Raw genomic sequence first — 16,014 nt, 5'->3', positions numbered from 1 at the left:
GATGGCTGCCCCTGCGGCCAGCACAGCTTCGCCAGCTGGGGCTGACGCCCAAAGAGCCCGACGTCAAGTCATAGCGTCGCGGCGACGCGCTTCGGACATCGCCGCATGTGACTTAGCGCTCCAGCTGACGGGAATCGCCCGCTGAAGCGCAAAGCCATGAATTGATCGTTGCGAGGCATCGTTAGCCTGTAAATTCCGGCGATAAATGGCCGAGATTCTCTGGCGCTACGTGGCCAGACATGATCCCTTGACCGGCAAAGGCACGGCCCCGCCGTGTGGCGGGGCCGGAGGACCACGGCCGGGCCGGTTGGCCTTTGGGGTCTACAACCCACAGGTCCAGCTCGGTGTGGTCGGCCTGCCAGATCTGGTTCGGCTTGGACGCCTCCCTGCGATGCACCAGCTCATACACCTCCCGGTAGCGTTTGGTGCCCTCCACCCCGAGCGCGACGAGCGCCGGGTCGAGGTTGCGGACGATCTCGTGCACGGTGGAGTAGCCGGGGATCGGCCACCCCTGCGCGGTGGCGACGCTGGCGGCCTGCCGGTGGATCACCGCGATACTTCTGCGGGGCGGCCGCAGCGCCAGGCCCTCGATGAGTAGCCGCAACGGTTCGGGCATCTTCGTCCGGCCGCGGTCCGAGCGCGGACGGCGCACCAGAGCGGCCAGGCCGCCGGTTTGGTAGGCCGCGCGCCAGCGGCGCAGCGTCCGCTCGGGTACTCCGCAGGAGGAGGCGAGCTGGGAAAGGGGGACACCCTCTTCGAGATGGGGCCGCAGCAGCCGCCAGCGCTCGATCGCCGTCCGGCGTTGGGCGTCGCTGAAGCCCGTCAGCGGGGCGGGATCACCATCTGATGCGGCTGCTTCCATCACCCGTCCCCCTTCAGACCGGCCATGACACCACTGCGCTGGCCTCGTTCACTGGCCCCGCACCGAGTGTTCCCGCTCCGCTGGCGAAAGTCGCCGGCGGTAACGGAGTTATGCGCGGCCGCAGCCGTTTGGCGGGCTGGTTGGCGGAGGCGGTGGGCAGCGGGCTGGTGAGGTAGTTCTGGACGGCGGGGCGACGAGGGCGATGAGGGTGTCGAGGTCGCACTCGGTCGGCGATGGCGCCTTGCACAGGTAGCGACCCAGGACGATGTCGATGAGGTGGTTGAGTGCCAGGACCAGGCGCAGGTCGAGGTCATCGACAGGGCAGGTGGGTGGGTGCGGGCCTGCTCCAGCAGGGAGGTGGTGAGGAAGGGTCCATGTCAGGCAAGTAGACCCCAGCATGCCGCGCTCTCGTGCGGACGGGCCGCCCGTTGTGCGGTTCGGCCCGTGCGTCGCTTCGGTGGGTGGTGGATGCGGTTTGTGTGGCGCGTCAGTAGGTGGTGGCGGCTTCGACGCGCTCCTTGTGAGGCTCTCCGTCGATGACTGGGCCCTGGTGCGGCTGAGCTCGGGCAGGAGAGACGCGATCCCGAGTGCGGCCAGCCCAACGCCCAGCCAGAGGGGGGCTCGCAGGTCGAAGCCGTCGATGACCAGCCCGCCGATCGAGGAACCGATGATCACCCCGAGGGTTATGAAGGAGGCGTGGACGGTATTGACCAGCGGCCCCGGGTTGCCGACGCGCTGGATGCGTACAGCCATCGCCGGGTTCATGGTCACTCCGACCAGCCCGACGCCCAGCATGGCAATGACTGCGGGGACGCTGAGGTGAGCGAACAGCGCGAAACCGGCCAGGAAGATAGCGTTGAGGATCAGCCCGGACAGCAGGACGCTGATGGTGTGCTTGTCGGCCAGGCGTCCGACGATGTAGTTCCCGATCACGGTGGCTGCGCCGTACGCGACGAGCAGGAGGGGTACAGACCTCGAGGCGAACCCGGTGACCTGGGTGAGGATCGGGCTGAGATAGCTGAAGGCGGCAAAGGTCGCGCCGATGATGAGGGTGCTGGTCGACAGCGCCAACCACAGCCTGCCGTTCCTGAAGACCGCCATCTCCTGCCGGAAGTTGCCGTTGGCACCGTCAGTACGCCCGAGCCTGGGAACGCCCATCATCGTGGCAAGTGCGGCGGTGACGGTCAGGGCACCGACGGCCCAGAAGGCGGCGCGCCAGCCGAGCTGCCCGCCGATCAGTGTGGACAGTGGCAGCCCGAGCAGGGTGCCGAGCATCAATCCGTTCAGGACGATGGCAAGAGCCCGGCCACGTACCTCTGGGCGGCTCAGCTGGACCGCCACCGAGATGGCGACTCCGAAGAACGCCTGGGAGGCGACGCCGGTGATGACGCGCGCGACCATCATGATCGGGTACGAGGGCGCAACCGCCGCGAGCACATTGCCCGCCAGGAAGATCGCGAAAAGCAGCATGAGTGCGGGTCTCGGGCGTATCCGTACCAGCGCGACGGACATCAGCGGCCCGCCCGCCGACATGGCCACCGCGAAGGCGGTGATCAGATAGCCGATTTGGGAGATGGTCACGCCGAGTCCGCCTGCCATCTCGGGCATCAAGCCTCCGACGGCGAACTCGCTGGTCACCATGGCGAAGATGCCTATGGCCAGGACGTAGACGGCTCTGGGCAACGGGACTCCTTTTTGCATCAATCGGTGTAGAATTCGGGCACGAAAAAGCAGAGGTCAAGCCAGGGCGTCCATGGCCGTGGCCGCGATGGCCGCGATGGTGGCGTCGTCGGCGCCACCCTGAGCGGCCACCCGGATCCCGGCGATCACGGCGTTGACGAACCTGGCGAGTTCGGCGGGATCGCGGGTGGAGCCGATGTCGCCCTCGCGCTGCCCGCCCCTGATGGCCGCACTCAGGCTGGCGACTCGGCGCTCAGTGTCGCGGGCGAGCATCAGGGCGATCTCCGGGTCGCGGCCGGCGAGCTCCATCGTGGTGTTGACGGTCAGGCAGCCGAGGCCGTGGCCGTCGCTCCGGTTCTCCGCCTCCGTCTGGAGGATCTTGGCGAACAACGCGCGGATCCGTTCGATCGCCGGCAGTTCGTGATTGTCAAGGATGCGTAGCTGGTCAGCGGTGGTGATGTCCATGTAGCGGGTCAACGCGCGTTTGAACAGCTCGCGCTTGTTGGTGAAGGCGTTGTACACGCTGCTGCGGTCGAGACCGAGCACCTCGCACAGGTCCCTGGTCGAGGTCGACTCATAGCCCTTCGCCCAGAACGTGCGCATCGCAGTGTCCAGGACCCGGTCCTCATCGAATGATCTCGGCCTCGCCATATGAGCACGCTACCTGTTTTGCATCAGTCGGTGCAATACGAGATCGTTCATCGAGCGGGGAGGTGGCCGGAGTACGCCAGGAGCACGCCAAGGCCGGAAGCATGTACCAGATAATGATCCATTATCACGTACATGAGCGATCAGAGCCGTCCGCCGACCAGGCGATCCACTCGCGCGGCCGCTGCGCGACTCTGGCACGTTATCCGGTACATCGCGCCGGACGTCGCCCGGCGGGCGGCATGAGCGCCGCCTCGAAGGTCACCGCCCTGCACGGTGGAGGCGTCAGCCTCGCCGCGGCCGCCGACGCCTTCCTGACCACCTCGCGCACCGCCAACCCCAACACCCACCGCGCCTACGCCTCGGCCATCGACCGCACCATCGCGCGGCTCGGCCGCGACCGGCCACTCGCCGACGTCGCCGACGCCGAGATCGGCGCCGCGCTCGCCGAGCTGTGGGGCCGATGCGCGCCGGCGACCTGGAACCGCAACCGCGCCGCCGTCACCGCCTGGCTGTCCTGGTGCCAGAGCAAGAAGCACTGGGCCGCGCCGTCGGTCCCGGCCGAGGCCGAACGCCACAAGGAGAGCGCCGACGAGACCCGCGCAGTGGCCAAGACCACGATCCACCGGCTGCTGTCACGCCGCGACATCCCGCTGCGTGAGCGGGCGCTGTGGCGAATGCTCTACGAAACGGCCCCGGTCTCCTATCTCTGACCCACGGTGCAAAGTGGCCACCGGCCCTCCTTCCCGCCCCGTTGCTTCGTGCCCGGCCTGTTCGTTAGGCCGAACGAGTAGTCGACGGAGGGGCGGGGCCGTTCATGCGCAGGGAGTGGTCGCCCGAGGATGTGGTGGCGTGTTGGACGCCGGTGGGCAGCGACTGGAACCTGGTCGCGAACAAGTCCGGCCCGACGCGGCTCGGGTTCGTGCTGATGCTGAAGTTCTTCGAGCTGGAGGGCCGGTTCCCCGAGTTCCTGGAGGAGTTCCCGCAGGCCGCGGTCGACTACGTGGCCGACGTGGTCAAGGTGCCGGCGGAGGAGTTGGCGAAGTACGACGTGTCGTCCCGCTCGGCGAAGGGCCACCGTACGCAGATCCGCGAGGCCCTGGGGTTCCGCCCGGCGACCCGGGCCGATGAGGAGCGGCTGACCGGCTGGCTCGCCGATGAGGTCTGCCGGGTGGAGCTGGTGGAGGACCGGTTGCGCGAGGCCCTGCTCGTGTAGTGCCGCAGTGACCGCATCGAGCCCCCGGGCCGTATCGAGCGGATCGTGGCCGCCGCGCGGGCACGTGCGGACCGGGTCTTCTGCATGCAGACCGTCGCGCGCCTGGGGGAGGTATGCGCCCGGCGCCTGCTGGAGCTGGTGGCGGAGAGCAACGAGGACGGGACCGCGCTACTGGCCTCGCTGAAGCGGGACCCCGGTGCGGTGGGTCTGGACTCGCTGCTGACGGAGATCACCAAGCTGACCGCCGTACGGCGATTTGGGTTGCCGGAGGGCCTGTTCGCGGACTGTTCGGAGAAGCTGGTGGCCGCGTGGCGGGCACGGGCGATCAAGATGTACCCCTCGGACTTGCGGGATGCCGGCGAGGACGTACGGATCACGCTGCTGGCCGCGCTGTGCGCGTCCCGTCAGGCGGAGATCACCGATGCCCTGGTGGAACTGCTTGTTGCCCTCGTCAACAAGATCAACGCTCGTGCCGAGCGGCGGGTGGAACGGCAGCTGACGGCGGAGCTGAAGAAGGTGAGGGGTAAGGAGGGCATCCTCTTCCGCCTCGCGGATGCGGCGGTGGGACGGCCGGAGGGGACCGTACGCGCGGTGCTGTACCCGGTGGTGGGTGAGAAGACGCTGCGCGACCTGGTCGCGGAGGCGAAGGCGAACGAGAAGGCGTTCAAGGCCAAGGTCCGCACCACACTGCGCTCGTCGTACAGTTCGTATTACCGGCAGATGCTGCCGCCGCTGCTGAACACGCTGGGCTTCAAGTGCAACAACACCGCCTACCGGCCGGTGATGGACGCGCTCGCGCTGCTGGCGAAGTACGCCGACGTCGACGGCAAGGCCCGTTTCTACGACGCCGGCGACGCGGTGCCGATGGACGGCGTCGTACGCAAGGACTGGCGCGAGGCGGTTGTCGACGACAAGGGCCGTATCGAGCGCATCCCGTACGAGCTGTGCGTGTTGGTGGCGCTGCGGGACGCGATCCGGCGCCGGGAGATCTACGTCGAGGGCGGGAGGCGGTGGGGCGATCCGGAGGACGACCTGCCCGGTGACTTCGAGTCGGCCCGCACCGTGCACTACGCCGCGATCCGCCAGCCCGAGGACCCCAAGAAGTTCGTCACGGGCCTGAAGCGCCGGATGACGGACGGCCTAAATCGGCTGTCGGCGGCGCTCGCGGACGGCTCGGCGGGCGGAGTGAAGGTCACTACCCGCAAGGGCGAGTCGTGGATCACCGTGCCGAAGCTGGAGCCGCTGGACGAGCCCACCGGCCTCCAGGCCCTCAAGGACGAGGTCGTACGACGGTGGGGCGTGCTCGACCTGCTGGACGTGCTGAAGAACGCCGACTTCCTCACCGGCTTCACCGACGAGTTCTCTTCGGTCGCCGCGTACGAGCGCATTGACCGCGCCACCCTCCAGCGGCGCCTGCTGCTAGCTCTGTTCGCCCTGGGCACGAACATGGGAATCCGGGCAATCGTGGCGACCGGCGAGCACGGCGAGACCGAGGCCGCCCTGCGGCACGTCCGCCGGCACTTCATCACCGTCGACAACCTCCGCTCGGCCGTCACCCGGCTGGTGAACGGCACCTTCGCCGCCAGGGATGCCGCCTGGTGGGGACAAGGCACCTCGTGCGCGTCGGACTCGAAGAAGTTCGGGTCCTGGTCCTCGAACTTCATGACCGAGTACCACGCCCGCTACGGCGGCAACGGCGTGATGATCTACTGGCACGTCGAGAAGAAGAATGGTCTGCATCTACTCCCAGCTGAAGTCCTGTTCGTCGTCCGAGGTCGCAGCGATGATCGAGGGCCTGCTGCGACACTGCACGGACGCCGAGATCGAGTCCAACTACGTCGACACCCACGGCGCGAGCGTCGTCGGATTCGCCTTCACCGAGCTGCTCAACTTCCGCCTGCTGCCGCGGCTGAAGAACATCGGCAGCATCCGCCTGTACCGTCCGGACGACGCCCCGCCCGGCTGGCCGGCGCTCGGCGGCTCGCTGACCCGGCCGATCCGCTGGGACCTGATCGAGCAGCAGTACGACCAGATGGTCAAGTACGCCACCGCCCTTCGGCTGGGGACGGCTGAGGCCGAGCAGGTGCTGCGGCGCTTCACCCTCGGCGGCCCCAAACACCCCACCTACCAGGCCCTCGAAGAGCTAGGCCGCGCCGTGCGCACGATCTTCGCGTGCGACTACCTCGCCAGCCCCGACCTGCGCCGCGAGATCCACGGCGGCCTCCAGGTCGTGGAGAACTGGAACAGCGCGAACACTGTGCTGCACTACGGCAAGGACGGCGCCCTGACCGGCCCGGACAAGGAGCACGCCGAGACGTCGATGCTCGCGCTGCACCTGCTCCAGTCCGCGCTCGTGCACGTCAACACGCTGCTGCTCCAGCAGGTCCTGGCGGAGCCGAAGTGGGCCAAGAAGCTCACCGCCGAGGACCGGCGCGGCCTGACCGCGCTGTTCTGGTCCAACGTCAACCCGTACGGCACCTTTCGCCTCGACATGGACAAGCGGCTCGACCTGTTGCCCTTGGCCATGCCCGGACCCCGCCGAGCGGCCGACACCCCGACACGGTCGTTGCGCTCAACACCGTGAGGCGGCCTCGGCACGCCTATCGACCGCCTGCGCGCACTGCACCGAAAGAGCATCCCGGCCCCATCGGCATCCCGGTCGTCACCGGCAACCCGCCCGCCGTCAACTCCTGGCCGCACTCTGCTTGCGCCCGGCGGAGCATCGAACGGCCGCGCGGACTCCTAGGTCGGCCGCGACTTGGCGAATGGACTCAGGAGGTGCCGACGAGCACGGCGGTCGCGGCCAGGGTGGTGTAGTTCATCGTGAAGCGTCCGCCCAGGGAGTCGATGGCGTTCCCGACCGCGTCCAGTATTTCGGCCAGTTGATCGGGACGGAGTTGGGTGAGGCCGCCGGTGGTGGGTAGCAGGTCCAGCCATTGGTCGCGCGTGTAGGACTGCTCCCAGTCGAATCGCCACTGTTCGGGATCGTTGAACTGTTCGGTCTCCCGGATCTTGTCGGCGAACTTCGCGTATCCCTCCTGGTAGAGGTCGAGCGGGCGTCGGGCCGGTTGACTGCTAAGCGGGGAGTCGGGCGCCAACCGCCGGAAGGCAGCGGCGAACGGTTCGGCCACCTCGGCAGGCGGCTCGTACACGTGCCCGAAGATCGCCAGCCGTCCCCCTGGACGCAGCACACGTGCGACCTTCACGGTGCCGGCGACCGGGTCCACCCAGTGCCACGACTGGGCGGCGATAACCGTGTCGAACGTCCGGCCGGCTGGCTGCCAGGCTTCGAAGGCCGCCACCTCGACCTCCAGGCCACGGGCTCGCGCGAAGTCGGCCATCCGCGCATCGGGCTCGACGCCGAGCACGGCGCACCCGACGGCTTGGAACTGTCGGGCTGCGATGCCGGTGCCGCAGCCGATGTCGAGCACGTCAGGCCCGGGGCTGCCTGCGACGATCCGCGCCACTAGCGCATCGGGGTAGCCAGGCCGGGCTTGGTCGTAGCGCTGAGCATCCACGCCGAACGACTCGGCCGTCCGCCGGGCCTTATACGGCTCCGCTGGGGATGGTTCTGGTTGTTCTCGCGGTAAGGTGGGCATGCGCCCACCTTAGTGGGCGCATGCCCACTAAGGCAACGGATGCCATCGGGCTGACCGCACGAGAGGATCTGCGAGTGCCAACTGGGGTACACCTCCGCGACGCGCGGCAGCAACTGTTCGACGCTGCCGAACGTGTGCTTCTGCGGGACGGGCCGAACGGGCTGACCAGCCGGGCCGTCACCGACGAGGCAGGCTGCGCCAAAGGCGTCTTGCATCGGCACTTCACCGACTTCGACGCCTTCCTCACCGACCTCGTGCTCGACCGGGCCGCGCAGCTTGAGACGCAGGCGAGGGCGCTGCGCGAGTCCGCTGGAACTGGCACGGTGGCCGACAACCTCACCAGCGCACTGACCACCCTGTTCGGACCGATTCCGGTGGCAATCATCCCGCTCATCACCTTCCGGGACGAGCTGCGCACACGGCTGCGGCAAGCCAGACCAGGAGGGGGCATCGCGATCCTCGCCCAGGCCACGACCGCGATCTCCGCTTATCTCGCCGACGAGCGTGAACTGGGCCGCATCGCGGCCGACGCCGATATCGACTCACTCACCCTCTCCCTGGTCGGCGGTGGGCATCTCCTGTTCGCAGACCGCGATCCCGGCCCACCTACCACGTCAGTCGTCAACAAGCTCGTGACAGCGGTCATCGCCGACGCCGTGCAACGACGACCGGCCTAGAGAACCCTCAGTGTCGGCAAACGATCGTCTGCCGACACTTCTGTCTGTGATCGTGGGCCCCGAGTAGGAGCGGTACGGCGAACCGGGCTTACTGTCATATTTGTTGACAGTGGGGCTTGAGCAGGCAAGTCTTGCCCGATGGCGGAGTCTGAGGGCGTGGCGTTCGTCCGGGCGGATGTTGAGCGGTTCTGCGCGGAGCTGGTGGGGGTGGCGCCGGCGATCAGGCTGGCCAGGCTGGCGGAGCTGCGGGTGATGCTGGAAGGCGTGGTGGCGGCGGCCTCGGCGCAGGCGATGGCCGATGCGCGGGATGAGGGGTGGGGACTGCGGCGGATCGGCCGGCAGGTGGGGATGTCACACGAGCAGGTACGGCGCATGCTGGCCGAGCTGTCGCCCGCTCCGGGGCCCTCCTGAACCTCGCTGGGATGGCGAGATCGGGGAACGGCGAACATTACATTTCATGATCAATATCTCGGCGAGCTCTGGCCGGACATCTCGAAGATCATTTAGGTGCCACACTTTCAGCTGATAGCGGGCCGGTGACCCGGCCTGGCCCACGAGCAGCGGGAGTGCGTGATGCCGGTCAACTTCCTCACCGAGGACCAGCGTGGCCGGTGGGGCAGGTTCAACGAGGTCCCCGACTTCACCCAGCTGGGCGGGTTCTTCCACCTGGAAGCCGCTGACCGGCGGCGGGCGATGGCCGCCAACGGGGCCCGCAACCAGCTCGGCTATGCCGTCCAGCTCGGGACGGCTCGGTTCTTGAACTGCTTCCTGACCGATCCCGAGGACGTGCCCGCCGTGGTGGTCGACTACGTCGCCGAGCAACTCGGCTTGGACGCCTCCGCGCTGAAGGGGTACGGGGAGAAGGAGGCGCGCTGGGATCACCAGAAGCAGATCCGTGAGGCCTACGGCTTTGAGGTGTTCGAGGAGCACGCGTTTGCGCTGGCGTGCTGGATCTACCGGCGGGCCTGGTCGAATAACGAACGCCCGATCGTGCTGCTGGACCTTCTCACCCACCGCCTGGTCGAGGCGAAGATTCTGCTACCCGGCATCAGCACGGTGGAACGACTGGTGTCGGAGATCCGTGAGCGGGTCGCGCTGCGCCAGTACAAGATCTTGGCCTCGCTGCCCAGCCCGAACCAGAAGGACGCGCTGGAAGAGCTGGTCACGGTGGCCGAGGGACGGCGGATCTCGGGCCTGGACCGGCTGCGCAAGAGCCCGACCGACGTGTCCGGCGCCGGGGTGGGCAAGGCGCTGGAGCGGCATGTGGAGTTACGCGGCCTGGGCGCCTCAGCGTGGGATCTATCGGCGGTCCCGGCCGGGAAGGTCGCCGCGCTGGCCCGTTTCGCCAAGGCCGCCAGGGCCAAGGCGGTCGCCGACCTGGCTGGGGATCGCAAGCTGGCCACCCTGGTCGCCTTCGCCGCGGTGATGGAGCCGGTCTCAGCTGATGAGGCGATCGAGGTGTTCGACTTGGCGATGGGTGATCTGGTGCGGACGTCGGCGTTCAAGGCGGGCAAGGAGCGGCTGCGCACGCTCAAGGACCTGGACAGCGCCGCGATCGTGTTGCGCGAGGTGTGGCTGGCGATCCGGGATGTGGCCGCCGACCCGGACGGTGATGTGCGGGCCGCGCTGGACGGCATGGACCTGCTGGCCATCCACGCCGCGGCCGAGGTCATCGGCGAGCTCGCCCAAGAGCCCGATGAGGACTTCCACGACCAGCTGCTGCAGCGCTACGCCACCATCCGCCGGTTCTTGACCAAGCTGCTGAAGGTCATCGACTTCCACGCCGGCGCGGCCGAAGCCGGTCGCTCCGGCGGCGGGCAGGGCGCGCGCCGCGGCTTTGAGCTGCTGGAGGCGATCGACTTCCTCAAAGGCCTGGAACGGCGCCGCAGCCCCGTGCGCCCGGATGAGGTGCCGTCGGCGCACCTGAGTTCGGCCTGGCACCGGCGGGTCTTCCCCAGCGAGGGGAGAAGGCTGGCGAGGTCAACACGCTGGCCTACACGGTGGCCACTGTCGAGCGGCTACGCGAGTGCCTGCGCCGCCACGAGGTGTTCGTGCCCGGCCTGCCCAAATGGGGCGACCCCACCGCCGGGCTGCTGGCCGGAGCGGCCTGGGACAAAGCCCGCGCCATGGTCTGCCGCGACCTGGGCCTGTCGGCCGAGCCGGGCGCCGACACGCAGCGGTGGGCGCGCACCCTGGACTTCGCCTACAAGCAGCTGGCCGCGGGCCTGTCGGGCGAGGAAGCGGTGCGCAACGAGTGGCTGCGCATCGAAAAATCCCCCGAAGGCAAGGATCACCTCGTCCTGACCGGGCTGGAAGCGCTGGACGAACCCGCCTCACTGACCGCGCTACGCGCCGACGTCGAGGCCCGCATGCCCGTCGTCGACCTGCCCGAAGTGCTGCTGGAAGTGCACTCGTGGACCGGCTGCCTGGACGCCTTCACTCACGTGTCCGGCGAGGCGCCCTCCCGGCGAGAGGACATGGTCAAGTCGATCGCGGCCGTCTTGGTCGCCCAGGCCATGAATGTCGGGATGCGGCCCATGGCCAGCGACCACGAACCGGCGCTCGCTCTGGACCGGCTGTTTTGGGCCGAGCAGAACTACATCCGCGCCGCCACGCTGACCGCCGCCAACGCCACCCTGGTCGACTACCACGCCACCCAGGAGATCGTGCAGACCTGGGGCGGCGGCGAACTGGCCTCGGCCGACGGGCTGCGCTTCGTCGTCCCGGTCAAGACCATCAACGCTGGGCCGAACACGAAGTACTTCGGCAAGGGCAAAGGCGCGCGCGGCGTCACCTACTACAACTTCACCTCCGATCAGTTCACCGGCTTCCATGGCATCGTCATCCCCGGCACCCCCAAGGACTGGTACTACATCCTGGAAGGCCTGCTGGAACAGGAGACTTCGCTGCGGCCCACCGAGATCGTCTCCGACACCGCCGGCGCCTCGGAGCTGGCCTTCGGCGTCTTCCGGCTGCTGGGCTGGCAGTTCTCCCCGCGCCTGGCTGACGTCGGCAGCTCAACCCTGTACCGGGCTGACCCTGCTGCTTTCTACGGCCGCCTCAACACCATGATCAAAACCCGGGTGAACATCGGCCTCATCAACGACCACTGGGACGACCTGCTGCGCGTGGCCGGCTCCCTGCAGACCGGTGCGGTCCGCCCGGCCGAGCTGTTTCGCTACCTGACCGGCGGCGGCACCCCCACCCCGATCGGCCGCGCTCTGATGGAGCTGGGCAAGCTGGATCGCTCGGTCTACCTGGCCTCCTACTTCAACGACGAACTGCTGCGCCGGCGGGTCAACACCCAGCTGAACCGGCAAGAAGCCCGCCACACCCTGGCCCGCAAGATCTTCCACGGGCAGAAAGGCGAGCTACGCCAGAGGTACAAGGAAGGGCAGGAAGATCAACTAGGGGCGTTGGGCCTGCTAACCAACGTCTGCATTCTGTGGAACACCGTCTATACGGCCCGCGCGCTGGAACAGATCCGCGCCGAGGGCAAGAAGATAGCCACCGCCGATATCGCCCGCCTGTCCCCGCTCGGCTTCGAGTGGCTCAACTTCCTGGGCCGCTACAACTTCTCCCTGCCCGAGGCTGTGCGCGAGGGCAACTTCCGGCCGCTGCGCACCCCCGGTCAGCGGTAATCGGGGGTGAACCTGCACCGGAACCGTTTGTACCGTACGCGCTTTCCCTCGGGTCGGAACAGTCTCGGCGGGAGACCTCTGCCCGCATCACCTCCGAGCACGACGACACGGCTGCTGACACCAGGCGAGATACCTGCACCAAGCGGTGTGTTTCTGGCGTACTCCGGCCGTACCCCTTCCATGCCGTCAGGGGCGGCGGCTATGGCGAGCCCCAAGAGGCTGGGGCCCGGTCGGGTTCCGGGGCGGGTTCGGGCGCACGGTCCTGCGGGTTCGTGGTAGGTCGAGGGCGGACCGGCCACCAGACGGCCCGACCGAGCAGTGCGGCGAGTGCGGGGACCAGCACTAGCGACACCACAAGCGCGGAAACCATGATGCCCAGCGTCATCGCGAAGGCGATCTGTTCGTTGCCCGAGGACGTGGCGAGGCTGGCGAAGGAAGCGGCTAGCACCACGCCGGCCGTCGTGATGGCCGGTGTCGTGTGCCGTACGGCGCGGGCCACGGCGGCGCGGGCCGGACCTGGTCGCTGCATCTCCTCCCGGATCCGGTCGGTGATCAGGATGTTGTAGTCGGTGCCCAGGGCGACGACGAACAGGAACAACACGAGCGGGAGGGTGAAGCTGACGCCCGGCTTGCCGAGTATGTGCTGGAACAGCAGGGTGGCGGCGCCGAGGGTGGCGGCGAAGCCGAGCCCGACGGAGAGCATCAGGATCACCGGCGCGAGCAGGCTGCGCAGGAGCAGCAGGAGGATCAGCGCGATCAGCGCGGCCGCGACCGGGAACACGATCGTGAGGTCGTGCTCGACGGCCGTCGAGATGTCGGCGATGATCGCCGGGGTCCCGCCCACGTGTGCCGTCGTCCCGGCGGGCGTGTGCTGGGCGACCGTGGCCCTGATCGGTCCGGAGGCCAGGTCGCGGGCCTGCTGGCTCTGCGGGTCCGCGGTCGGATAGAGGTCGATCCTGGCGGCGCGGTGGTCCTTGTTCAGGACGGTCTTCGCGACTCGGCCCACACCCTTGACCTGGGTGAGCGCACGGGATAGACCGTCCAGCCGGTCGGCGGTGAGGGCGCCGTCGTCCTTGGAGGTAACAAAGACGCTCGTCGGGTCCGACACGCCGGCCGGCAGCGCATGGGAGATCTCGGCCGCGGTGGCTGCAGCGGGGGTCTGGGTGCCGGGGCTGCCCTGGCCGTAGTCCATGCGGATGCCGATCAGCCCGGCGGCCAGTGCGGCGAGCAGGGCGACAGAGGCGGTCAGCATCATCAGCGGGCGTCGCGTGACCAGCTCACCCAAGCGGGCGGCACGGCCCTCGCGCGTCTCGCGGTGCAAGGCCGTGCTGGAGGGCCAGAACATCTTGCGGCCGGTGGCCGCGAGCAGCGCCGGCAGCAGGGTGAGGCTGCCGAGCAGCATCACCAGGATCGCGACGGCGATCGCGGGGCCCATCGAGCGGAACTGCCCGAAGGTCGCCAGTCCCAGCGTGGCGAAGGCGGCCACGATGGTCAGCGCCGCCGAGGTGATCGCGGTGCCCACCCGGCCGGAGACCTGCCCGGCCACCTCGCGGGCTGACTGCTCGGGCCTGGCCCGCAGTGCCTCGCGGAAGCGGAACAGCAGGAACAACAGGTAGTCGATGCCAATGCCGAACAAGACCACGTTGATCAGCCCGGGGGTGCTCGCGTCGAGCTTGAGCCCGCTGATCATCGCGGCGCCCGCGACGGCACCCGCGGCCACGAAGCCGATCAGGGCGACCGCGAGCAACGGCAGCAGGGCCGCCAGCACGCTGCGAAACACCAGCACGTTGAGCAGGATGATGAGCCCCGTGATGAGCCCGCCCCCGACCGTCGTGGCGATCTTGCGGGAATCGACGGTGTCGACGGCGTCGGCGAGAGGCCCGGTGAAACCGGTACGCATCCCCGCCTCTGAGAACTGCGTCCGGGCGGCGTCCCTGAAGGTCCGGTAGACGCCCTGGACGCCCCTATCCGCACGATTGCCGATCAGCTCGACGGAGAGCAGCTCGAAACTCCGGTCGGGCGCCGTCATCGCCGGGGCGATCGTGGGGGTCTGGGAGCGGTCGGGGACCAGGTACTGCTGCGGACCGTCGTCCTCCCTTGGCATGATCACCCGGCGCTTGGCCAGCTTCGCCGCCTCGGCCTCGACCCGCTCCTGGTCAGCGGCGTTGAGGGCCTTGCCGTCGGAGCGGGCGACCAGCACCGTCACCGTGGTCGCGTCGGGATTCACCCCGAACCGCTCCTTGGCGATGTTCAGGGCGGCGGCCGAGTCGTAGCTGCGAGGCAGGAAGTCCCCGGTCTGGTTCTGGGTGACCCGGTCGAACAGGGTCGGGGTCAGGGCGCTCAACGCGACGCCCAGCACCGCCCAGAGGGCGATGACCTTCCATGGGTGTCTGGTGGAATATCCGGTCAAGGCGCGGATCACGACGTGCTCCTGCGGACGGAGGCGGCGCAGAGTGCGTTGTCGATCAGGCGGGCCGTAGCCTGGCCCTGCTCTCGCGTGCCGGGGTAGGTGGTCCGGGAGACGATCACGCTGGTACGGCCGTCCTGGGTGACGGCGTTGTCGGTGATGAACCCGGGGGTGCCGCCGGGGTGCGTCCAGGCCGTGACTCCGCAGCTCAGTCGCTGCTTGGCCATACCCAGCCCGAACTCCCTGCCGGGCACGCCGACGGGGACCGTGGTCATCATCTTCTTCAGCTGTTGCTGCGACAGCACCTGCCCGCCCAGCAGTGCACGCCAGAACCTGGCCAGGTCTTCTGTGGTGGTGACGGCCTCGCCCGCCGCGCCGGCCCAGCCGAGGCTGAGCAGGGTGGAGCGGAACGGGCGCGCGGTTTTGGCGTCCTCGGTGTAGGACTGCATGTGCGGCTTGGGCAGGAGCGGGGAGTCGCCGGGCAGGGTCGTGTTCCGCAGCTTCAGCGGCTTGATGATCCGGCGCGTCACCTCCTCGCGCCAGGAGTTGCCGACGGCCTTCTCGATGATCATCCCGGCCAAGGTGTAGTTGATGTTGGAATAGCTCCAGCGGGAGCCGGGGGCGAACAGCGGTCGATGGCCGACGCTGAGCGCCACCAGCCGCCGCGGGCTCATGCGCAGGAACCGGTAAGTGCGGTAACCCCGCTCCGTGTGCATCTTCTTCTCAATGTCGCCTACGGAGTCGTGCAGGCCGCTGGTGTGCTGGAGCAGGTGCTTGACGGTGATCGCGCGCCCGTCGTTGCCGTTGCCGCGCACCAGCCCGGGAAGCCACCGCTCGACGCTGTCGTTGACGGAGAGCCGCCCTTCCGCCTCGAGCTGCAGGATCACGGCGGCGACAAAGGTCTTGGTGTTGCTGCCCATCCGGAAATGCCCGCCGCTCGGGACCGGCACCTGACGGCCCAGCACCGCCGTACCACTGGATGCGGCCAGATCGGCGCGGGGCGAGAGCACCCGAGCCTGCACTCCCAGCGTGCCGGCGTCGCGGATCGCGTCCAGGTCCGCTTGCAGGGCCCCCCGGTCGTAACCGGGGGAAGAAGCGTGCGCCGGGCTCACCGCCAGCACACCGGCCGACACGGCCACGGCCGCTGTCGCCACGACCGCATGGAATCGGCGCTGGCCAACACTCATTTTTGCCTCCTGGCAGATTCACCTGGTGCCGGGGTTCCCGGCCGGTATCCAGACCATCAGTCAGAAGAGCAGCGAACCTCCTGGCAGCGGATGATCC

Annotated in this window: 11 protein-coding genes and 2 pseudogenes; 7 read left to right on the top strand and 6 right to left on the bottom strand. The window is 68.5% G+C overall.

From position 1 onward, the window contains the following. Positions 1-181: 181 nt before the first annotated feature. From ACWENQ_RS22730 to ACWENQ_RS22720, 3 genes are all read right to left on the bottom strand, one after another. Entirely contained in the window at positions 182-862 is a 681-nt protein-coding gene (locus tag ACWENQ_RS22730) for a helix-turn-helix domain-containing protein (protein ID WP_452415952.1), read from the bottom strand. A 108-nt stretch (positions 863-970) separates the two neighbouring features. Continuing rightward, positions 971-2,545 carry an MFS transporter gene (locus ACWENQ_RS22725; protein ID WP_452415951.1) on the bottom strand — a complete coding sequence of 525 codons (1,575 nt, stop codon included), beginning with the start codon at positions 2,543-2,545 and terminating at the stop codon, positions 971-973. Positions 2,546-2,599: 54 nt separating this feature from the next. Next, positions 2,600-3,145 (bottom strand): TetR/AcrR family transcriptional regulator, encoded by a 546-nt coding sequence (locus ACWENQ_RS22720; protein ID WP_452415949.1) that lies wholly within the window; start codon positions 3,143-3,145, stop codon positions 2,600-2,602. 287 nt (positions 3,146-3,432) lie between these two features. Between ACWENQ_RS22720 and ACWENQ_RS22715 the strand changes: the two genes are divergently transcribed. The 3 genes and pseudogenes from ACWENQ_RS22715 to ACWENQ_RS22705 all read left to right on the top strand — a co-directional run. Further along, complete coding sequence (locus ACWENQ_RS22715) at positions 3,433-3,903, top strand: hypothetical protein (RefSeq protein WP_452415948.1); 471 nt, start codon at positions 3,433-3,435, stop codon at positions 3,901-3,903. A 104-nt stretch (positions 3,904-4,007) separates the two neighbouring features. Beyond that, positions 4,008-4,406, top strand: a complete 399-nt coding sequence (locus ACWENQ_RS22710; RefSeq protein WP_452415947.1) for a DUF4158 domain-containing protein — start codon at positions 4,008-4,010, stop codon at positions 4,404-4,406. Between the two features lie 84 nt (positions 4,407-4,490). Beyond that, positions 4,491-6,918: pseudogene (locus ACWENQ_RS22705) on the top strand (Tn3 family transposase); the annotation flags it as partial. 259 nt (positions 6,919-7,177) lie between these two features. Here the strand turns inward: ACWENQ_RS22705 and ACWENQ_RS22700 are convergent. Continuing rightward, the gene (locus tag ACWENQ_RS22700) at positions 7,178-8,005 is read right to left on the bottom strand and encodes a class I SAM-dependent methyltransferase (protein WP_452415945.1); all 828 of its coding nucleotides are present in this window, start codon (positions 8,003-8,005) and stop codon (positions 7,178-7,180) included. Positions 8,006-8,025: 20 nt separating this feature from the next. On the opposite strand from ACWENQ_RS22700, the gene ACWENQ_RS22695 reads away from it, so the two are divergent. The 4 genes and pseudogenes from ACWENQ_RS22695 (at position 8,026) to ACWENQ_RS22680 (ending at position 12,323) form a co-directional block, all read left to right on the top strand. Then, entirely contained in the window at positions 8,026-8,682 is a 657-nt protein-coding gene (locus tag ACWENQ_RS22695) for a TetR/AcrR family transcriptional regulator (RefSeq protein WP_449923162.1), read from the top strand. Between the two features lie 138 nt (positions 8,683-8,820). Next, the gene (locus ACWENQ_RS22690) at positions 8,821-9,093 is read left to right on the top strand and encodes a hypothetical protein (RefSeq protein ID WP_389946704.1); all 273 of its coding nucleotides are present in this window, start codon (positions 8,821-8,823) and stop codon (positions 9,091-9,093) included. Positions 9,094-9,255: 162 nt separating this feature from the next. Continuing rightward, positions 9,256-9,747, top strand: a pseudogene (locus ACWENQ_RS22685) (DUF4158 domain-containing protein); the annotation flags it as partial. 935 nt (positions 9,748-10,682) lie between these two features. Continuing rightward, the gene (locus tag ACWENQ_RS22680; RefSeq protein ID WP_452415944.1) at positions 10,683-12,323 is read left to right on the top strand and encodes a Tn3 family transposase; all 1,641 of its coding nucleotides are present in this window, start codon (positions 10,683-10,685) and stop codon (positions 12,321-12,323) included. Positions 12,324-12,522: 199 nt separating this feature from the next. Here the strand turns inward: ACWENQ_RS22680 and ACWENQ_RS22675 are convergent, their stop codons facing one another. Both ACWENQ_RS22675 and ACWENQ_RS22670 read right to left on the bottom strand, forming a co-directional pair. Then, the gene (locus tag ACWENQ_RS22675; protein WP_452415942.1) at positions 12,523-14,745 is read right to left on the bottom strand and encodes an MMPL family transporter; all 2,223 of its coding nucleotides are present in this window, start codon (positions 14,743-14,745) and stop codon (positions 12,523-12,525) included. Continuing rightward, complete coding sequence (locus ACWENQ_RS22670; protein ID WP_452415940.1) at positions 14,742-15,884, bottom strand: serine hydrolase domain-containing protein; 1,143 nt, start codon at positions 15,882-15,884, stop codon at positions 14,742-14,744. The genes ACWENQ_RS22675 and ACWENQ_RS22670 overlap by 4 nt, the downstream gene beginning before the upstream one ends. Between the last annotated feature and the right edge of the window lie 130 nt (positions 15,885-16,014).

It is taken from the genome of Nonomuraea sp. NPDC004354 (assembly GCF_053602555.1).
Note: the sequence above shows the minus strand (reverse complement) of the source record. Positions and strands in the feature narration are given on the sequence as shown.